At 68.1% G+C, this 18,410-nt stretch carries 23 protein-coding genes, 1 tRNA gene and 4 pseudogenes; 18 read left to right on the top strand and 10 right to left on the bottom strand.

All coding sequences use genetic code 11. The annotated features are described in order from the left end of the window. Positions 1-7: 7 nt before the first annotated feature. The 5 genes and pseudogenes from ACFYWY_RS11500 to ACFYWY_RS11480 form a co-directional block, all read left to right on the top strand. A pseudogene (locus ACFYWY_RS11500) lies at positions 8-340 on the top strand (recombinase family protein); the annotation flags it as partial. 70 nt (positions 341-410) lie between these two features. Next, positions 411-1,097 (top strand): GntR family transcriptional regulator, encoded by a 687-nt coding sequence (locus ACFYWY_RS11495; RefSeq protein ID WP_389183361.1) that lies wholly within the window; start codon positions 411-413, stop codon positions 1,095-1,097. A 535-nt stretch (positions 1,098-1,632) separates the two neighbouring features. Next, entirely contained in the window at positions 1,633-1,875 is a 243-nt protein-coding gene (locus ACFYWY_RS11490; protein WP_389183358.1) for a cupin domain-containing protein, read from the top strand. A gap of 40 nt (positions 1,876-1,915) precedes the next feature. Continuing rightward, a complete protein-coding gene (locus ACFYWY_RS11485; protein WP_389183355.1) occupies positions 1,916-2,086 on the top strand; it encodes a hypothetical protein in 171 nt (56 codons plus the stop codon). Between the two features lie 245 nt (positions 2,087-2,331). Next, entirely contained in the window at positions 2,332-2,493 is a 162-nt protein-coding gene (locus ACFYWY_RS11480; protein ID WP_389183352.1) for a hypothetical protein, read from the top strand. Between the two features lie 129 nt (positions 2,494-2,622). Here the strand turns inward: ACFYWY_RS11480 and ACFYWY_RS11475 are convergent. Together ACFYWY_RS11475 and ACFYWY_RS11470 are read right to left on the bottom strand one after the other, a co-directional pair. After that, a tRNA-OTHER gene (locus tag ACFYWY_RS11475) sits at positions 2,623-2,713 on the bottom strand. A gap of 202 nt (positions 2,714-2,915) precedes the next feature. Next, positions 2,916-3,665 carry a hypothetical protein gene (locus ACFYWY_RS11470; RefSeq protein WP_389183350.1) on the bottom strand — a complete coding sequence of 250 codons (750 nt, stop codon included), beginning with the start codon at positions 3,663-3,665 and terminating at the stop codon, positions 2,916-2,918. A gap of 208 nt (positions 3,666-3,873) precedes the next feature. Between ACFYWY_RS11470 and ACFYWY_RS11465 the strand changes: the two genes are divergently transcribed. The 6 genes from ACFYWY_RS11465 to ACFYWY_RS11440 all read left to right on the top strand — a co-directional run bounded on the left by ACFYWY_RS11465 (position 3,874) and on the right by ACFYWY_RS11440 (position 6,833). Continuing rightward, positions 3,874-4,314, top strand: coding sequence for an Asp23/Gls24 family envelope stress response protein (locus ACFYWY_RS11465; RefSeq protein WP_389183347.1), 441 nt, complete (start codon positions 3,874-3,876; stop codon positions 4,312-4,314). A gap of 38 nt (positions 4,315-4,352) precedes the next feature. Next, complete coding sequence (locus tag ACFYWY_RS11460; RefSeq protein ID WP_389183344.1) at positions 4,353-4,580, top strand: hypothetical protein; 228 nt, start codon at positions 4,353-4,355, stop codon at positions 4,578-4,580. Next, complete coding sequence (locus tag ACFYWY_RS11455) at positions 4,577-5,029, top strand: Asp23/Gls24 family envelope stress response protein (RefSeq protein WP_389183341.1); 453 nt, start codon at positions 4,577-4,579, stop codon at positions 5,027-5,029. Before ACFYWY_RS11460 ends, ACFYWY_RS11455 begins: the two co-directional genes overlap by 4 nt. Position 5,030: 1 nt before the next feature. Beyond that, on the top strand, positions 5,031-5,714 hold the full coding sequence (locus ACFYWY_RS11450) for a DUF6286 domain-containing protein (RefSeq protein WP_389183338.1): 684 nt from the start codon (positions 5,031-5,033) through the stop codon (positions 5,712-5,714). Between the two features lie 10 nt (positions 5,715-5,724). Further along, complete coding sequence (gene amaP, locus ACFYWY_RS11445) at positions 5,725-6,318, top strand: alkaline shock response membrane anchor protein AmaP (RefSeq protein ID WP_389183336.1); 594 nt, start codon at positions 5,725-5,727, stop codon at positions 6,316-6,318. Between the two features lie 359 nt (positions 6,319-6,677). Next, on the top strand, positions 6,678-6,833 hold the full coding sequence (locus tag ACFYWY_RS11440) for a DUF6131 family protein (protein ID WP_389183333.1): 156 nt from the start codon (positions 6,678-6,680) through the stop codon (positions 6,831-6,833). 285 nt (positions 6,834-7,118) lie between these two features. Here the strand turns inward: ACFYWY_RS11440 and ACFYWY_RS11435 are convergent. Continuing rightward, positions 7,119-7,269 (bottom strand): annotated as a pseudogene (locus tag ACFYWY_RS11435) (MerR family transcriptional regulator); the annotation flags it as partial. A 49-nt stretch (positions 7,270-7,318) separates the two neighbouring features. On the opposite strand from ACFYWY_RS11435, the gene ACFYWY_RS11430 reads away from it, so the two are divergent. Then, positions 7,319-8,110, top strand: a complete 792-nt coding sequence (locus tag ACFYWY_RS11430; RefSeq protein ID WP_389183329.1) for a hemolysin III family protein — start codon at positions 7,319-7,321, stop codon at positions 8,108-8,110. Positions 8,111-8,384: 274 nt separating this feature from the next. On the opposite strand, the gene ACFYWY_RS11425 is transcribed toward ACFYWY_RS11430, so the two are convergent. The 4 genes from ACFYWY_RS11425 to ACFYWY_RS11410 all read right to left on the bottom strand — a co-directional run bounded on the left by ACFYWY_RS11425 (position 8,385) and on the right by ACFYWY_RS11410 (position 11,128). After that, complete coding sequence (locus tag ACFYWY_RS11425; protein WP_389183326.1) at positions 8,385-8,672, bottom strand: hypothetical protein; 288 nt, start codon at positions 8,670-8,672, stop codon at positions 8,385-8,387. Positions 8,673-9,200: 528 nt separating this feature from the next. Next, a complete protein-coding gene (locus ACFYWY_RS11420) occupies positions 9,201-9,428 on the bottom strand; it encodes a hypothetical protein (RefSeq protein WP_389183323.1) in 228 nt (75 codons plus the stop codon). Further along, positions 9,416-9,829, bottom strand: coding sequence for an ATP-binding protein (locus ACFYWY_RS11415; RefSeq protein ID WP_389183320.1), 414 nt, complete (start codon positions 9,827-9,829; stop codon positions 9,416-9,418). The genes ACFYWY_RS11420 and ACFYWY_RS11415 overlap by 13 nt, the downstream gene beginning before the upstream one ends. Before the next feature lie 114 nt (positions 9,830-9,943). Continuing rightward, positions 9,944-11,128, bottom strand: a complete 1,185-nt coding sequence (locus ACFYWY_RS11410) for a helix-turn-helix domain-containing protein (RefSeq protein WP_389183317.1) — start codon at positions 11,126-11,128, stop codon at positions 9,944-9,946. 134 nt (positions 11,129-11,262) lie between these two features. Here ACFYWY_RS11410 and ACFYWY_RS11405 point away from each other — a divergent pair, with 134 nt between their 5' ends. From ACFYWY_RS11405 to ACFYWY_RS11395, 3 genes and pseudogenes are all read left to right on the top strand, one after another. Continuing rightward, positions 11,263-11,862, top strand: coding sequence for a flavoprotein (locus tag ACFYWY_RS11405; RefSeq protein WP_389183314.1), 600 nt, complete (start codon positions 11,263-11,265; stop codon positions 11,860-11,862). A gap of 101 nt (positions 11,863-11,963) precedes the next feature. Next, positions 11,964-12,086: pseudogene (locus tag ACFYWY_RS11400) on the top strand (EamA family transporter); the annotation flags it as partial. 85 nt (positions 12,087-12,171) lie between these two features. Continuing rightward, positions 12,172-12,426: pseudogene (locus ACFYWY_RS11395) on the top strand (UTRA domain-containing protein); the annotation flags it as partial. A 40-nt stretch (positions 12,427-12,466) separates the two neighbouring features. Here ACFYWY_RS11395 and ACFYWY_RS11390 read toward each other — a convergent pair. After that, positions 12,467-13,429 carry an alpha/beta hydrolase gene (locus tag ACFYWY_RS11390; RefSeq protein WP_389183311.1) on the bottom strand — a complete coding sequence of 321 codons (963 nt, stop codon included), beginning with the start codon at positions 13,427-13,429 and terminating at the stop codon, positions 12,467-12,469. Between the two features lie 627 nt (positions 13,430-14,056). Here ACFYWY_RS11390 and ACFYWY_RS11385 point away from each other — a divergent pair. From ACFYWY_RS11385 to ACFYWY_RS11375, 3 genes are all read left to right on the top strand, one after another. Next, positions 14,057-14,878, top strand: a complete 822-nt coding sequence (locus tag ACFYWY_RS11385; protein WP_389183308.1) for a hypothetical protein — start codon at positions 14,057-14,059, stop codon at positions 14,876-14,878. 150 nt (positions 14,879-15,028) lie between these two features. Then, complete coding sequence (locus tag ACFYWY_RS11380) at positions 15,029-15,802, top strand: DUF817 domain-containing protein (RefSeq protein WP_389183305.1); 774 nt, start codon at positions 15,029-15,031, stop codon at positions 15,800-15,802. A 20-nt stretch (positions 15,803-15,822) separates the two neighbouring features. Beyond that, entirely contained in the window at positions 15,823-16,260 is a 438-nt protein-coding gene (locus tag ACFYWY_RS11375) for a VOC family protein (RefSeq protein ID WP_389183303.1), read from the top strand. A 7-nt stretch (positions 16,261-16,267) separates the two neighbouring features. Here the strand turns inward: ACFYWY_RS11375 and ACFYWY_RS11370 are convergent, their stop codons facing one another. Both ACFYWY_RS11370 and ACFYWY_RS11365 read right to left on the bottom strand, forming a co-directional pair. Then, entirely contained in the window at positions 16,268-17,035 is a 768-nt protein-coding gene (locus ACFYWY_RS11370; RefSeq protein WP_389183774.1) for an SDR family NAD(P)-dependent oxidoreductase, read from the bottom strand. A gap of 20 nt (positions 17,036-17,055) precedes the next feature. Beyond that, positions 17,056-18,225 (bottom strand): serine hydrolase domain-containing protein, encoded by a 1,170-nt coding sequence (locus ACFYWY_RS11365; protein WP_389183300.1) that lies wholly within the window; start codon positions 18,223-18,225, stop codon positions 17,056-17,058. Positions 18,226-18,410 lie beyond the last annotated feature (185 nt).

The following is an 18,410-nucleotide window of genomic DNA, read 5'->3' as shown; positions in this document are numbered from 1 at the left end:
CTCGCACGTGAAGGACGACGATCAAACCGGCGTAGACCGACAGGAGCGCATCTGTCGGGAGATCGCCGAGCGACTGCAATTACGCATCGCGCCAGAACACGTCTACGTGGACAACAACCGTTCAGCCTGGCAGCGGAACCGCAAGCGCCCGGGCTGGGACGAGATGCTCAAAATGATGAGTGAGGGTGCCATCCGGCACGTGATCGTTTATCACCCGGACCGGCTGATGCGACAGCCGAAGGACCTTGAAGAGCTCTTGTCCATAGCCGACGACAAACGCGTCCTGTTGCACGGTGAGGCCAACCGTCGCGACTTGTCCGACCCGGACGACCGTTTCATCCTGCGCATCGAGGTCGCACACGCGTGCCGCTCATCCGATGACACATCGCGTCGGCTCAAGGACGCAGGACATGGCCAAGGCGGGCACTCCGCACATCGGAAATCGCCCGTACGGATACACCAAGAGTGGAAACGCGATCATCGAGGAGGAAGCCGAGATCGTGCGGGAGGTCTACCGCCGCTACCTGGACAGCTTCGTGAAGGGCACGCCGTCACCGCCGCTGACGATCGACCGGTCAATCACCCGCACCGGCAAGACCTTCGCCCCAGACCACACTGCGTGGGAACAGGCGCATGAGCCAACCGCCTACCGGACCGGAACAACCGCCTCGACAGGCCCGCTGCTCGAACTCGCCGAGGGCGAGGCGCTGTTCGGTGTCGACCGCGTACTGATCCATGCAGCAACCGGAGCACGCGTTCTGCACCGCGTGCTGATCCCCTTCACCACCGCCGAGAATGTGCCGTCCCTCGCCGACGCCCCGGACATCGCGCTGGAGGAGATCTACGCAGCTCTCACGGCGGCCGGACACAAACTCACCTGGTCCGAGACGGTACGTGCCCGCATGCCGCAGGCCGACGAACGCAGCGCCCTAGAGCTCCCCGACGCCACACCGGTCATCCACACGATGCGCGTCACCCACGGCACCGGCTGCCAGCCCCTCATCCTCGAAGAGCTGCGCGCCAGCGGCAGTCAGGCCCAACTCTCCTACCGCGTCACGGCCGACAGCCCCCGGGCACTCCGCGCCGTCCGCAGCTGACAACCTCGGATCGGTCCAAACCTTCTTCACTTACTCAAGGCTCGCTGGCGCTCGCTGCCCGACCGGCGCTTGGGGTGCGCGTGGATCATTGCCAACCCAGCCGCCATCCGCAGCCCAGCCACGCGGGACCGGCCCTGTCCCAAGCCTGAGATGTGTCCGACTGGCCTCCAGAAGGCTTCAAAGTCACCAGCAGCACCAGACCCTGGGAATGAGGCGGACACTCGGGAGAACACCACATTTGACGCATCCAACGTCTGCATTCCCGACCTCCGAACTGCGGTAGCAGCGTACGGCCCCCTGATCATGCACGATCCCCAACCGGGCAGGACACCGGCCAAAGCCGCACAGCCGACCGCGTGGGGGCAGCTGCGGGTTCAGGGACGCCCGGCTGTCGGCGACGCGGTCGATGGAATCCAGGGTCCGGGCTGGTCATGCCGGACGTGCGACACACGCGCGCAAGCACCCGGATGGCGGCCTTCGGTCGGCGAGCCGCTGGGAAGACCTCGGGAGGTCCACCGAGGGAAGGAGCGACCCCATGGCGAATAACGCCCACGTGCGCCACAGCGGTGACGGGGAGGCATTCTGGATGCTGAACGGTCTCTACGAGGTCAAGGCGTCGAGCGACGAGACCAATGGCGCGATGACCGTCATGGAGATGACCGTTCCGGTGGGTGGTGGCCCACCGCCCCACACTCACCCTGGGACCGAGAGCGTCTACGTCATCGAGGGGACGCTGCGCTATCACAGGCGGACCCGGGTCCTTCTTCCATATCCCTGAGGGCACATTGGAGCGGTTCGAGCCCACCAGCACGGTGCGGATGCTGATCACCTACACGCCGGGCGGTATCGATAAATTCTTCGCCGAGGTGGGTGAACCCGCCCAGCGACGGGAGCTGCCGCCCCAGTCGGACACGCCGCCTGACGTTGATCGCATCATCGAGATCGCCAAGCGGCACGGAATTCAGATGCAGCCGATGCCTAACGCCTAGCCTGTCCCAAGCGGCGGGGGCGCAGCAACCCGCGGGAGAAGGGCACGTGTGCCCCCTGCGTGCCCGGCAGCGAGTGGCGGGGAACAACGGGGAACGTCAGCGAGCCTCCCAGGAACGCGCAGGTCGGCGTCTTGCCAGGTCAGACCCTACCCGGTTACGCGATCTTCCAAACTGGGGCTGGCCATCCACGCGACCGCCCCCAGGGGTAGCCTTCCCGTCCGTTCGAAGGTCACTGGAGGCTCCCTGTGCACACCACCGTTTTCCTCCTGCGGAGCGCGCTGGGCCTAGGTGGCGGCCTGGTGGGCATCTGGGAGCTGACCCGCCAGGCTTCGGGACCGGGCTGGAGGAAGCTGCGGGTCTTCTCTGCGGTGGCGGCTTTGATGCTCGCCGGGCTGCTCGCCGTCTAGAGATGGCCAGTCGACGTGCCCCTCCCGTGCCCGTTCGGTCGGGAAACTGTGGGGAATAGCGGTCGCTGGCGGACAACGCTCACGAGAACGGCCCCTGACCGAGTTACCTGGTCAGGGGCCGTTCACCTGCGGTGGGTGTGGGATTTGAACCCACGGTGACATCGCTGCCACGACGGTTTTTGAGATCGCTCAAGGTTGACTCGCCCATTGAGACTCCACCGACCTGTGCGTGACGCTGAGCGGCCAGGACGGCGCGCCGAGAGCAAGAGTCCGACCAGGGCGAGCAGCATCCACCCTGCGAGGTAGGAGGACGCCACAGTGGGCGAAACAGCGGTCCACTAGATTCCGGGTTCCTCGTTGAGTAAGACTCGGAGTCCCAAGGTCGGCGGTTTGGTTTTTTTCAGCGTTGAGCTGCCATACAGCTAGGTCGCGGTTTCTGTGATGAGGACGGCGGCGGTTACCAGGCCTGAGGTGTCACTGGTGGCTGCGTCGGCTACCGCTGCCCGGACCGCGCGGGCGACTTCCAGTGGATGGTGTCCGGGGGCGACCGCGAGCTGGACCTCGATGCGCCGGCCGGGTGGATGGTCATGTTGCTCCACCTTGACCGGACGGCTTCCCAGCACGGGGGTGAGGCGGGCGACGCCCGGAACAGCCGCCGCGACGTCGGACAGCTCCCCGATGGGCCCCCGCATGGGTCCTGTTCCGGTCGTTGGGGGCGAGCTTCCGGCGGCTGCAGCTTCCGGCGAGGGCCTCATGGCCCTCTCTGCGGTTCGCGACCTGACGCCTGCCTCCGCGCCCTCGAGGAGATCGGTGACGCGCAGATCAACTGCCACGGTGGCCAGGCCAAGCCGTTCACCGGCCACGTTGAGCAGTGTGCCCCTCAACTGTTCGGCGGTCTGAGGCAATGGCTGCCCCATCGATGCGGTGAAGGATGCCTCGATCCTGAGCGGGCCAGGCGGTAGAGCGCTGACCGGCGGTCGGACGGCCGGCTCGGACACGGGCGCGAGCGGTGCCGGCCCGATGCGCAGCGTCTCCAGCCAAACACCGGGAATCTCAGCGGCCTTGCGCCTGAGGGCCCGGACGGCCGCTTGCTCGGTGATCCACGTCCCGTCGTCGGGCCCGCCGAGCGGGAGCAGCCGGCCCAGGTCGAACTGGCGCCGTACTGCCTGCATCCACGCCTCAGTTTTCACCGGCCTCTCGCCCTCTTCCATGGCCGCGGTTCTCTTCATCCGCCCTGTGCCCGAACTGCCGCAAGAGCCGCTCGTGCCACTCCTTTGGCCGCCCGGTCTCAATGGTCCGCACCTCGGAAAATAACGCACCAAATCGAATATAATTCGAATAAATGGTGCCAGGTGAGCTCGATCAGGGAGGAATGACCCGATGACTGAGAACACCGGCGTAAAGCACGGCGGTGCGCCCGGCTCTCGCGGCCGGACGGCCATCGCCGATGTGGTGGTGGAGAAGATCGCCGGAATGGCGGCACGCGACGTGCTCGGCGTCCATGCCCTGGGCAGTGGATTCGCGCGCTCGATGGGAGCCATGCGGGAGCGGATGCCCGGCGCCGGTAGTGGCAAATCCGTCACGCGTGGGGTCAGCGTCGAGGTCGGAGAGGTACAGGCGGCCATCGATCTGGAGATCGTCGTCGACTACGGCGTCTCGATCACGGACGTGGCCAGTGACGTACGCGAGAACGTGATCGCCGCGGTGGAGCGGATGGCGGGCCTGGAAGTCGTGGAAGTCAACATCGCGGTCAGCGATGTGAAGCTGCCCGACGAGGAGGACGAGGAGGACGAAGAGCAACAGCGGCAGCGGGTCCGGTAGCCGGGGCGAAGCCGGCTGCTTGAGTGAAGGAGCGCGTGATGAGCAAGGCCGTGGTCGGCTTGATTGCCGGAATGGCACTGGGTTTCGCCGGGTATTTCGGTGGCTTCTGGGCCTTCCTGCTGGTGCTGGTCCTGGGCGCCGTCGGACTTGTGGTGGGACGCTTGATGGAGGGTGATCTCGAACCGGGTGACTTCTTCCGCCGCCGTGACGATCACCAGCGGATCCGCGATGACCAGCGACGGGCTCGAGGAGACTGGCGGCAGTGACCAGTGACGCCGATCGCCGCCCGGGCAGTCCCCGTGGGGAGCAGGAGCGGGGTGCGACCACAGTCGCCGACCGGGTCGTTGCGAAGATCGCTTCCCAGGTGGCCCGCGAGGCGCTGAGCCGGTTCACCGAGTCGGTCAGCCACGTACCGCCCGGCCGTCGGACGCCACGCGTGACGACGTCCGTGCGGAGGGCACCCGAGCGGAATGACGCACGGCGGGACGGCGAGTCTGCCGCCGGCCGGCCGGCCGTGCTCGGTGAAGCACGGATGCGCATCACCGTGGAGCTGGGCTATCCGTCCGACATCGGGTCGCAGTGCGCCGCGGTGCGCCGAGAGGTCACCGAACGACTCAGGACATGGGCCGGCATGGACGTCTCCGACCTCGCGGTGTCTGTCGAGAGGCTGCACTCGGTGCACTCGCGGCACACAGACCTGGGGAGGGTGAGATGAGATGAGCGCGAACACCAGGCGGCAACCGACCGGCGACAGCGACCTTCCCTCCCATCCTGGACAGGCAGCTTCGTCCTCCGGTGACCCCCCGGACAAGGGCGCGACGGCAGGGGCCCATGAACCCAGCCGGTCGGCCCGCCGTTCCTGGTCTGCGCGGCGGATCCCCGCGGCCATTGTGGCCCTGCTGTCCGTCGCAGCCACTGGACTGCTCCTGTACGACGTGGTCTCGGTGCGGGCAGGCGGGCCTGCGATGCGCTGGCGACGGTGGCTCGCCGAGGAGCTGGCGACACGACCGCTGGATGACATCTGGATGATCGTCGGGGCCGCAGTGGCGATGGCCCTCGGCCTGTGGCTTTTCCTGCTGGCGGTGACGCCGGGACTGCGCAGGCTGCTACCCATGCGGCAGCCCACCGGTACCCCCAGAGCAGATGAGGTCCGCGCCGGGCTCGACCGCCGCGCAGCCGCCCTGCTTCTGCGCGACCGGGCCATGCGGGTGTCCGGTGTCCAATCGGCACGGGTCGATGTCGGCCGCCGGAAGGTCAAGGCCCGGGCACAGGTCCATTTCCGCGATCTCGACGAGGTCCGCGCGGACCTGGGCACTGCGCTGGGCGAAGCCGTGAGGACTTTGGGGCTCGCCCGGCAACCCACGCTGGCCGTGCGCGTCCGGCGCCCGAAGAAAGGCTGAGGTGATCCCGGTGATCAAGACAGTGAACCGGGTGCTGCTGGGGCTGCTCGGCCTTGGACTGTTCGCCCTGGGTGGCGGCGTGCTGCTGGGCGGGCTGGATCTTCAGCGCCGCTGGGGTTTCGACGTGCCGGGTTGGTGGCCCTTCCGGGGGCCGGACGATGTGGTGCTGGGCACCGTGGGACGCACCCGGTGGCGGGAAGAGGTCTGGTGGTGGCCGGCCGTCATCGCGGTGCTCGCCGTGTTGCTGGCGTTGCTGCTGTGGTGGCTTACTGCGCAACTCCGGCACCGGCTGGGCCAGGTCCTCGTCGACAGCGAAGACGGCGCGGCGGCCCAACTCAACGGCCGCGCGCTGGAGGATGTGATCGAAGAAGAGTCACAGGCCATGGACGGAGTCTCGCGAGCTCACGTGCGGCTGACAGGCCGGCGTACTGCTCCGGTCGCACGAGTGCGGCTGTGGCTGGAGCCTCCCGCGGAACCAGAGCAGACCCTGGGCCGACTCAGCCGGGAAACGCTCGCACGCGCACGAGACTCGGCAGGCCTGGACCGCCTCCCGTCGAACGTTCGCCTCCGGGAAGTCCGCCACCGCGCCCACCGCGTCACCTAAGGACCCTTCGCCGCACACCAAGACGGAATCTCGCCGAACCCGCTTGGAGCGTCCGCATGCTGGCCGGGCGTGGCAGCAGCCGCCCTGCTGGAAGGGCAGCAGGGCGGCGGCACTGGAGAAGCACATCAGAAGCTACGGTCCGCCCTCGGCATGGAAGAGGACTCCTGATGTGCCGGTTGCCGCGTGCTGGCCCCTTTTCGTCACCTGCCCGGGGCTGAGTCTGGGCGTAGCAGCTGTAACCGGCAAGGGAAGAGGCCACGGTCGAGAATCCGGGTCCGAGCTCGGGGACTGCCTGGCAGTCCACCGCCATGAGACGCGCCTACTCTGAGATTGAGGTACCCGCGAGGCCGGAGGTCATCATGATCATTCTCGGGGTCATCCTGCTCGTCATCGGGTTTGTGGCCAGCATTGCCGTCCTGTGGACCATCGGGATCATCCTGCTCGTCATCGGAGTCATTCTCTGGATCCTCGGGGCGGTCGGTCACGCGGTCGGCGGACGCCGTCACTATTGGTAGACGGCTCGGCTCGCGCCATGATGCAGCCCCCGTAGTCCAGTCCCTACCGCCGCCATGACACAGGGAGGCGTAGCGCGATGGTCCTCTTCCTGGTTCTGCTCAGCAGCGCCATTGCGCTGGTGATCATTGGCGCTGTCGTGGACGGAATGCTGTACCTGCTCTCCATCGGGGTGCTGCTTTCGTCGCCGTGCTGTACCTGCTCGTGCGCTCGATATCGCGCTCGCACCGACGCCCGGCCCACTGACTGCTGACTGCTGACTGCTGACTGCTGACGGTAGATGGTGGGCCACCCTCCGAGCGCAGTGGAGTGATCAGCCTTGCTTCGCCGAAGGCCCGCAGGAAGGCGGGGGTGGTGCCGCGTCTCGGCTGCTCGCCCCGTCGTGTAGGCGGGGTAGTCATCGTCTTCAAGACGGCCAAGCGAGTCGTCTGTTGTCATCTCACCTCGTCGACAAAGGCTGCCGTCGAACGCTGCCTAGCATGACCGCATGGCTGCCCATGACCCCCACGTCCCAGCACACGATGATGTCTCCCCCGGCCCGCCGCACCCCGACAGCGACACAGCCCGCCCAGCCGGGTCGACCGGTGACCAGGCGGGAGAGGAATCCGGTCCTGTCGCTGCTCTCGTGGAGCGGGCAGCCGACATCGTGGAGCCGCTCAAACCGAAGCTGCGCGGCTGGCTCCACGCGGGCATGGTTCCTGCCTCGCTGATCGCGGGCGTCTTCCTCATCCTTCTGGCCCGCACGCCGCAGGCGGTCCTTGCCTGCACCGTGTACTCGGTCACCGCCTGGCTGCTGTTCGGAACGAGCGCGGTGTACCACCGCGGCACCTGGGGGCCGCTGGGTGAGGCTGTTCTGCGGCGCCTGGACCACGCCAACATCTTCCTGATCATCGCCGGCACCTGCACTCCCCTGGCGGTACTCCTGCTCCCCCCGGGTCAGCGGACGGTCCTGCTGTGGATCGTATGGACGGGCGCGCTGGCTGGCGTCGCCTTCCGCGCGCTGTGGGTCAGGGCTCCCCGCTGGCTATACACGCCCTGCTACCTCGCCCTGGGCTGGGCACCGGTGCGCTACCTGCCCGACTTCCTGCACACCGGCGGGGCAGCCGTACTGACACTGATCGTGGCCGGCGGCCTCCTCTACAGCGCCGGCGCAGTCGTCTACGCCCTGCAGCGCCCAGACCCCTCACCCCGCTGGTTCGGGTACCACGAGGTCTTCCACGCGTTCACCGTGACGGCCTTCGCGGCGCACTACACCGCCATCTGCCTCGCCGCCCTCTGACCCAGCCGTCTCCAGGCGGGCGCCCCATCACCCCGTGTTCCGCAGGCCAGGGCAGCCAGCGGCCAGGCGCGGACCGTCTCAGTTTCCGTCTCATTCAGCCGCGGTCACCGCTGTTCAACCGAGGCCACGGCCGGCTCAGAGGAAGGTGGGTGGCCGACCATGGACGCAGGTGAACGGCTTCTTACGACCTCTTGGGACCCACCAACAGACTTGGAAAGCGTGCGCGCCTACTTGGTCCCATCACGCGTCGACAGAGCACATGCAGCGCACTGGCTCAGCTGACCTTGCCCAGCCGAGCAACCGCCCGCACCACCGCTGCCAGATCATGAGCCGCTGCCGCCGAGATCACCAAGCGCACCGCCCCGGACCCGTCCGCACTCGCCTTGGCCCGCCATTCGAGTCCCGTCGTGTCGAACCCAGCCGCCGCCAACGCGTCCGCCAACTCCGGACCGGCATCAGCCGCGCCCCGCCAGCCCGCCACGTAGTCCACCCCATGCACCCAAACCACGTCGTCAGGGTCGAACGCCTCGTTCTCAAAACCCGCGTCCTCTGGGTCGTGCATCTGTCTCAAGTCCCTTCCCCGAGCTCTGGCTTGACTCTGACCATCAGGGGGATCATCGGGCGTGAGCACGGCGAAGTCCCCGGTACCATCGGCACCGGGTTGCATCTGCATCCCGAACCGGACTGCCCCGAATGCTGTCCAGGCGAGAGGGGCGGTCCGGCTCGCAACCGGCTTACAAAGACCGGAAGTTAAAGGGCTGGCGAGTAGGGATCGCTGATCACCGCCAACGGCACATACATCACGCTCCAGAACACGACGATCCCGAACGCGAATAATCGCTGCTTCATGAGTCGGCACCGCCGCTCTCAGCCCGCGTTGCTCGGAAGAACGTGGTCGTTACCGCCCGGAAGCCCGTGTGTCCGGAACGGCCCGCGTGCCGCAGGCACCACACCTCCGGCTGCTCCTTGCCGTCAGCAGCTCCCGACGACTCCTGGCACGTCGTGCACTCGGCCTCGAAGATCGGGCCGCTCCCAGAAGTGTCAAGCTGCAACACCCAATCCACGAAGCGCAACACAGCCCTGTCCGCCATCACGCATGCCCTCCTCTCGGCTTGACTCGCACAGCCCGGCCACCGCGATCCACCGTCAGCACATCGGCCGCATTCACCCGCAGCGCAGGACCCGCCTTGAAGACCAGGACCACCTGCAGGCCGCCCGAGGCGTACCGGTCGGAGCGGGCCGCCTGGACTTCCCGCCACTGTCCGTGCGCACTGACCCAGTCCCCACGCCGCACCCGCAGCGCCATCACCCGAGCCATCGCGCCTCATTCCCGGCGGGGGCAGTCACCACGGCCCAGACCGACTTGCCGACCCCATCGCGATCGTCGACGCCCCACCGGTCGGAAAGATCGTCGACGAGGCCAAGGCCCCAGCCGCCGGACTCTCCAGGCACGCGAGCTGCGGGACGTTCCTCAGCCGCGTCGTGAACCTCGATGCGGACCCCATCCGCCTCACGCAGATACCGCGTCTCGATCTCGCGTCCCGGCGACACCCGCGCATGCCGAACGGCATTGGTGACCAGCTCAGACAGCACGACCAGTGCCGCGGCCTCGACCGCGTCGAGGCACCAATTGACCGGCGCCTTCTCGGAACGCGCTCTGCCAACGCTTGCAGGATGGCGAGTCCAACGCTGTACCACTGGCCTCTCATTCGCCTGCATGTCGCCCACCTCTGGTCCCGGTGATCGGTGAACCGGCTGTTCAACCATGCTGGCGACACACAAAGCCCCCGACTTTCACAGTCCAGTGAAAGTCGGGGGCCAGGTGTGAGAGTCCTACAGGCCCACCCAGGCGGCCAAGTGATCAAGGGTGTCGGGAGTACGTCGAGCCAGATGCACCAGACCACGGATGGTCTCCCGAGCTCCCGCGTGATACCGGGTCTGCTGCGGAGCCAACCGCCGTGCCGTGGTGAGGGACTTCAGCGCAGCTTCGGTGCGGCCGGCCTCCATCTGGACGCGAGCCCGGTCCACGTAGAAGTGAGAAGCCCGGGACACCGCCCAGTCATTCGGGATGCGGACCTCTTCGGCCTGACGCAGCGCTTCGCCGAATTCGCCCATCTCGATATGGGCCGACAACGCGTGAACCCTCACGTTGGTCGGACCGAACGACAGCCACAGCACATCCGATGCCTCGCCTACACGGGAGGCATAGGCGCGTGCCTCTGCCAGATGTGCCGTGACTTCACTGTGATCACGAGCACGCGCGGCGATGATCGAGGCCCCGAGGTGGAGCTGACCCGCCACGGCGAAGCGTTCTCGTGATGGCTGAGCCTGCCCCAGGGTGTTTTGACCAGCCACGATGAGGCGCTGGCCGATGGAGTACTCGCCTTCTCGGAAGTACACCAGCGCCCGCATGTACTGCCGGACCGCCGCCAGCAAGGGATCAGACGCACGCGAAGCGGCCCAGTCCATGCGATCGAGCGCCACGGTGGACAAGTCGTAGTAGCCGAGTTTGACCGTCACGTCGTGAGCGGTGCGATACGTACTGGACAGCGCCGCCCAGATTTCTGAAGACGGCGCGCGGTAGGCAGCGGTGGTGATCTCGGCGATGATCTCGGGAAGTTCGAGCGCAGCGTCATGGAGTTTCGTCGCCCGCACCAGGCGGCACAGGTTCTCGGCCGCGGCCACGAGCTGAGGCGTGGTGCGGGGGGTGATCGCGGGGTCTGGCCCCAGGTCGTAGAGATCCAGTGCTTCCCTGATGGGTCGCACGAGTTCTGCGAGACGGTCTTGCTGAAGTTCGGTCACGTACGGCTGACCGGTCAGCGAGGTGACGTCGACACGTAGCACCTTGGCGACCGTGGCGACCAGGTCAGGACTCGCGGGCTTGTGGCCGCTCTCGACCTGAGTGAGCAGGCTGTAGGAGTACGGGATCTTCTGAGCCAGGCCACGTTGGGTCAGCCCGGCCCGCTTGCGGTGGTACGCGATCCGGGTGCCTGTGTGCTCGCCTTCGGTGAGAGGCATTGAAGGGGCTCCATTCCATGGCGCGCTCACGGGAAACGCTACCCGTCCCACCAGTACGGGGAACGGCGAACTGTCTCCAGGGGCTCAGTCATCTGCGGTTGCGCAAGCCCGAATATCCAAGGTGAACTGCGGCCATGACTGCGAACCGAGTCCTGTACTTGCTGGGCAGCGCGGCCCCTCCGGTGCTCAATGTCGCCGGCGCCATCGAGAGGGCACAGGCGGCGGGGTGGGATGTCTGTCTGGGGCTGACGCCTACCGCCGCTCGCTGGCTGGACGATCAAGTGCCCGCCTTGGAGGAACTGACCGGGCACCCGGTGCGAAGCCGCTACAAGCTGCCCAAGGACCCCGATGTGTGGCCTCCAGCTGATGTTGCCGTACTGGCTCCTGCGACGTTCAACACGATCAATCAATGGGCATTGGGGATCACAGAGAAGTTCGTGGTCGGATTCGTGGCTGAGGGAACCGGCAAGGGCATCCCTGTGATCACGATGCCCTGCGTCAACGCCGCGTACGTACAGCACACGCAGTTCGACCGCAGCGTTGCAACCCTCCGTGCCATGGGTGTTCACGTGCTCTACGGGGAAGGCGGGTTCGTTCCGAACAAGCCAGGTGAAGGCCGACCCGACGCGTACCCGTGGCACCTCGCCCTCGCCGCCGCAGAGTCAGTCGTCAGCCGGCGCGATGGGGGTGGGACACAGGCCACCGACCAGCGGTCCCCCTGGCCCCCGTCGTGACGTGGCCACCGGTCCTGATGCATCCGTTGGCCCCGCCGCCGACTGATCACCGTTCCACCCTGCGCTGACCAGGAAACTAATTACTGCTTCAGCAAGAGTTGACTTCGATCATCGTGGGCGCGGCGATCGGAGCGCTGTTCTTCAAGGAGCGGTTCGGCGGTCCGAGGATCGCGGCGGCGGGTCTGATGGTGGTGGGCATCGGCCTGATGCTGCGCGCGAGCTGACCAGCCGCACCGCATATGGCGAGAGATTGCCGAGCCCTGCCGTTGCGCACCGAAGTGGCGCACACGTTCGTGGACAACAACCGGCCACGCCGCCCTCACAGCCGCCGGCCACAAGCTCACCTGGTCCGAGACCGTACGCGCCCGCATGCCCCAAGCCGACGAACGCAGCGCCCTGGAACTCCCCGACGCCACACCGGTCATCCACACCCTGCGCGTCACCCACGGCACCGACCACCACCCCCTCATCCTCGAAGAACTGCGCACCAGCGGCGATCAGGCCCAACTCAACTACCGCATCACCGCCGACAGCCCCCGCACCCTGCGCGCCGTCCCCAACTGACAAGCCCAGTTGCTCTGCTCGTTCTCGGTTGGACCTGACGCTAGCCGGTTCCGAGGGCGTCGCGCAGGAGAGAGACGGCCTGGTCGACGGCTGCTCGCGTGGCTTTGGTCTGGCTGAGCGAGTTGATCATCATGAAGTCGTGCACCGTGCCGTCGTAGCGCACCGTGGTGACCGGGACGCCAGCGGCGCGCAGCTTGGCGGCGTACGCCTCGCCCTCGTCGCGCAGCACGTCGGCCTCGTCGACGATCAGCAGGGTGGGCGGAAGGTCGGTGAGCTGCTCGGTGGTGGCGTGGTTGGGAGAGGCGGTGATCTCCGCGCGCTGCTTCGGGTCGGTGATGTAGGCGTCCCAGAACCACTCCATCGCCTTGCGGCTGAGGTAGTAGCCGGTGTCGAACTGGTCGTAGGACTTGGTGTCCATGGCCGCGTCCGTGACCGGGTAGTACATCGACTGCTGCACGAACGTGACGTCACCGCGTTCCTTGGCCATCAGGGCGAGCGCGGCGGTCATGTTCCCGCCGACCGAGTCGCCAGCCACCGCCATACGCCGGGCGTCCAGACTCTTGGACGCTCCCTCGCGTGTGATCCACTGTGCGGTGGCGTAGCCCTGCTCGATGGCCACGGGGTATTGGGCCTCCGGTGAGCGGGTGTACTCCACGAAGGCCACCGCCGCGCGGGCACCGACCGCCAACTCCCGCACCAGGCGATCATGGGTGGCGGCGTTGCCCAGCACCCAGCCGCCGCCGTGCATGTACAGCACGACGGGCAGCGTTCCGGTGACGCCCTTCGGTTTGACGATGCGCACCCGCACGTCGCCCACGGAGGCCGGCACGGTGATCCACTCCTCGTCGACCGGCAGCTTGTCGATCGGCGCGACTTGCAGGTCGTCGAGGACCTTGCGCGCTTCGGTCGGCTTCAGCTCGTACAGGAACGGATGGTTCGAGGTCGCGTCGGCCAGCTCCTGCGCCGGGCGCTCCAGGATGATCGAGGCAGATTGAGCAGCCATGACAATGCTCCCTGGCAGTGCTGAGATGCATGGTGAAGAGAGGTGGGCGCGTGATGCCCGCCCTGGGGCGTCGGCGCCACCCGCAAGCCCGGGCTCTGGGCCGAGCCCTGGTCAAGCCCTCGATGGGGCAACACGCCCATCGTAATCGCGCGCCTTGCGCCCCTCGACTGGGGACGCTGGCCGGCCAGGTTCGGAATACCGGCCGGCGACGCTGCCTGGTGTCGGCAGCCGATGTATCCTCCGCCGCGCCAGCTACATGATCAACCCCCGAAGGATTTCCGAAGCGGACCACTGAGCCGTGCCCCTGCCGTGCCCGATCGAGCGGGCAACCAAGAGCGTCGCGCAGTCCGCATCCATAGCCCGTGTGACCTGCTCAGACGTCACCCGGCTGCCCGCAACCGTCCTACTGGCCCACGGATGGCCCACGGGCCACTCAACGGACAGAGGACGGCAGTCAAGTGGAGGAGCACCGCACCACGCGCCCGTACGTCGGCCGGCGGAGTCACTTGTAGCAGCACAGGGCTGCCGCGAGGCCAAGAAGGGCCAGGTGGTGCCGGGGGTGCTGGCGAGCAACCTTCCGTCTCCTCCGGTGGTCGGAACGCATGAACCAGCAGAGAGGGAAGTGTCATGCGTGGCAACCCGAAAAAGAGGGGTCTGGCCGTGGCGGGCGTCGTGGTTTCGCTCGCCCTGGCCGGAGGCGCCGTGTACGCCCTGGCGCCCCACGGCGTAGGCCGGGATACGAAGTCCCACGGCGTGGGCCGGGATACGAATGGGTACATGCTGACCCCGGCCGAGTCGGTCGGCCCTTACAAGAAGCACAAGGAGCACCTGAGGGATATGTCCACCAGGCAGTGCGACGGGGCGCCGTCCGACGCGGACTGCATGCAGGGGGTCACCGAAGGCCCTCCGATCGAGGCGGAGGGCATCGGCGTCAAAGAGCCGGCCATGGCGCAAGCCCAATACCGGTACCAGTACAAGGACAACCAGGGCCGCAGCCAGCGGAAGACACTGTTTGTCGAAGGTTACTGGGGCACGATCGACGACCCGGACGAGGCGCTCGACAACTTCTTCCAGTCGATCAAGGACGGCGACCAGTCGTTCAGGGGCAAGCTGATCGGCCCCCGCGAGAAGTTCGACCCCAAGGGCTTCAAGGGTGCCCTGATGGAGTGCCAGAACACTGAACTCACGCGTATATGGGAGGTGAAGGCACGGACGCGCCCCGTCGCGACGATGCAGGTCCCGATCTGTGTCTGGGCCGACTACAGCACCGTGGCCGCCACCGCAGTCGTCGACTCCCCTCAGATCCTCCGCAGGGCCCCGGGCATGACTCAGTCCCAGGTCGCCGACCTGGCCGCCGAGCTCTACAACACCTCGCGCACCGAGTACTGGCCCGGCGTATGCACGTGGGACTACTGCAACGGCAGGTCAAGCGATCCGTTGGAAAACTAAGAAGCACGGTCAGGCCACTGGTCCAGCCGATCCGTTCCGCGATCACGGTTGTCGGCATGTCCGGCCAGCTGACCAGCCCGAACCGCCGACCGAACCGCTGATCGAACCGTCGATCGAACCGCGGGGTGTGCTCCGGGCGTCCTCCCCGGCATGGGGACGATCACGCACTGGACACGTCAGCTGCTCCGCTTCGGCAGGCTGCAGGCCCGCTGCTGCGCCTTCGCCTTCGCGCTCGTCGGCGGCATCGCGGTCTCCGGCCTGCTGCCCGACCTGCCCATCGCGCGCTACGACCTGGTGCTGCTGTACGGAATCCTGCTCGCGGCGCTGGCCAGGAAGCTCGGCTGGGACAGCGCGCGCGACACCGCCGTGATCGCCGGATGCCATCTCATCGGGCTGCTCTTCGAGCTGGTCAAGGTGCAGATGGGGTCCTGGAGTTACCCGGAGGAAGCGCTGACGAAGATCGCCGGTGTGCCGCTGTACGGCGGTTTTCTGTACGCGGCGGTGGGCAGCTACGTCTGTCGCGCCTGGCATCTGTTCGAGCTGCGCCTGGACGGCTACCGGCCGCGGATCATGGCGGCGCTCGCCGGCGCGGTCTATCTGAACTTCTTCAGCCACCACTGGCTGCCCGACCTCCGCTGGGCGCTGGCCGCCGCGCTGCTGTGCGCGACCGCCGGGACCTGGGTGCGCTTCCGCGTCGGGGCGCAGGAGTACCGGATGCCGCTCGCCCTGTCGTTCGTGCTCATCGGCTTCTTCCTCTGGATCGCGGAGAACATCGCCACGTACGCGGGCGCCTGGAGCTATCCGCACCAGCTCACCGGCTGGCAGCCGGTGTCCGTTGCGAAGGTCGGGGCGTGGGCGCTGTTGATCTCCGTCACGTTCGTGCTGGTGGCGGGGCGGCGCCGCGCGGAGCCTCGATTGTCATAGGCGGGCAGTACGGTCCGGTCATGGCAGCCAGAATCGATTTGACGCTCGACTGTACGGACGCGCAGCTGCTCGCCGACTTCTGGAAGCAGGCGCTGGGGTATGTGGACGAGCCGCCGCCCGCTCCGTTCAAGACCCGCGAGGAGTGGCTCGCGCAGTTCGACCTGGACGACGACGAGGACGAGGACGACGGGGCGTGGCTCTGCGATCCCGACGGTGTCGGGCCCCGGCTGTGCATACTCAAGGTGCCCGAGCCGAAGTCCGCGAAGAACCGGCTCCACATGGACGTCCGGGTGCCCGGTCACGGCAGCCCCGAGGAGCGGTGGGCGAGGATCCGGGCCGAGTCCGAGCGGCTGGTGAAGGCCGGTGGGAGCGTCCTCGCGGAGTTCGACGGCCATCACGTCGTGATGGCCGACCCGGAGGGCAATGAATTCTGCGTGGCCGCGGGACCGGCGCAGTGAATGCGGGTCACTCCCCTGCCAGGACCTGGCTGAACACCGTGTTCACCGCGAGCAGTCCGCCGTCGACGCGCAGCGTCGTGCCCGTGATCCAGGCCGCGTCGCGCGATGCCAGGAACGCCACCGCGGCCGCGATGTCCTCCGGCTCGCCGACCCGGCCGAGCGGATAGAGGCGGCTCACCGCGTCGAGCTGTGCCTCGCGCCCGGCCCAGGAGGGCGTGCGGACCGTGCCCGGGTTGACCTGGTTGACGCGGACGCCGCGGGCTGCCGCGTCGCCCGCCAGGGTACGGGTCAGCGAGGCGAGGCCTGCCTTGGCCGCGCTGTAGGCGTGGTTGCCGAAGTCCTGCTCGCCGTTGACGGAGCCGATGTTGACGATCGCGCCGCGTCCCGACGCGGCGAGGTGGGGGAGCGCGGCGCGGGCGCACCGGAAGGCGCCGGTCAGGCTGATGTCCAGATCCAGGTGCCAGGTGTCGTCCGGCTGGTCCTCGAACGCCCGGGTGTCGAGGCTGCACGAGAAGGCGTTGTTGACCAGCACGTCCAGGGTGCCGAAGCGCTCGACGGCGTACGCGACGGCCGCTTCGACAGCCGTACGGTCGGCCACGTCGCAGCCGAAGGACGCGGCGCCCGGTATGTCCCCGGCCGTCTTCGCGGCACGCTCGGCGTCCACGTCGGTGACGAGAACCCGGGCTCCTTCGGAGGCGAGCCTGCGTGCGGTCGCCTCGCCGATGCCGCGCGCCGCGCCCGTGATCAGTACGCCGTGCCCCTCGAAACGTCTCATCTCGCTGCTCATCCGGCTGCTCATATCGCTGAACGTACCGCCCTGATCAGCGCCTGGGCCCGCGGGTCCGCCGTAACTCCCTTGCGCATGCCGTTGGTTGCGTAGCCGAGCGCGATGCCCGACTCGGGGTCGGCGAAGCCGAGGGAGCCGCCGCGGCCGGGGTGGCCGAAGGAGCCGGGGCCGAGCAGCGGGGATGCGGGGCCGTGCAGCATGTAGCCGAGGCCGAAACGGGTGGGGACGACCAGGACGCGGTCGGGGCCCGACGATTCCTCGGTGCGGGCGAGGGTGAGGGTGGCCGGAGCGAAGAGCCGGGGTCCGCCGTCGACCTCGCCGATCGTCGACGCGTAGAAGCGGGCCAGCGCGCGGGCGGTGGAGATGCCGTTGGACGCGGGGAGTTCGGCGGCGCGGAACGCCGGGTCGTTCTCGTCCGGGGCCGGGTCGATCGCCCCGAAGGCGCGGCGGGTGAGGGACTCGGGGTCGCGGTAGGCCTCGGAGACGGCGCGCTTGGGGCGCAGCTTGAGGCCGCCGCCGTCCGGCGCGGCGGGCTCCTCGACCGGACCGATGCGGCCGACCCGGCTCGCCTCGTGGCCGGGCAGCCCGATCCAGAAGTCGAGGCCGAGCGGGCGGGCGATCTCCTCGGCGACCCAGCGGCCGATGGTGCGGCCGGTGACGCGGCGGACGAGTTCGCCGAGCAGCCAGCTGTACGTCTGCGCGTGGTAACCGTGGTCGGTGCCGGGCTCCCAGACGGGGCGCTGCGCGGCGATCCTCGCCGGGCCGGACATGCCGTCGGCCGCCTCGGCCGGGGTGAGCGGGCGGTCGAGGACGGGCAGCCCGGAGCGGTGCGAGAGCAGTTGGCGTACGACGACCCGCTCCTTGCCGGCCGCCTTGAACTCCGGCCAGTACGTGCCGACCGGGGCGTCCAGGTCGATCTGGCCGCGCTGGTGGAGCAGCAGCACGACGGCGGCGGCGACGCCCTTGGTCGCGGAACGGACGACCTGCGCGGTGTCCATGGCCCACGGCTCGTGCCCGTCCACGTCCCGGCTGCCGGCCCACAGGTCGACGACCTTTCGCCCGTCCTGGTAGACGGCGACGGCGGCGCCGCGTTCGCCGCGCTGCTCGAAGTTGCGTACGAAGGCTTGGCGGACGGGCTCGAAGCCGGCTGCCACTGTGCCCTGGACCGCGGTTCTCATCCCTCCATGGTGCGGGTGGGGTGCGCGGCGGCGCCGCGGGGGGGGTGGGGGTGGGGTGGGTGGACCGGGGGGGGGGGGCCCCCCCCCCCCCCCGGGGCCCCGGGGGGGGGGGGCCAACCCCCCCCGGGGCAAGATGAGCCCCCGCCGGGGGCCACCAAACGGCGGCCCCCGCAGAAAACCCCCCG

The organism is Streptomyces sp. NPDC002870 (assembly GCF_042888505.1).
Taxonomy (GTDB): domain Bacteria; phylum Actinomycetota; class Actinomycetes; order Streptomycetales; family Streptomycetaceae; genus Streptomyces.
This window is presented reverse-complemented; position numbering and strand designations above follow the sequence as displayed.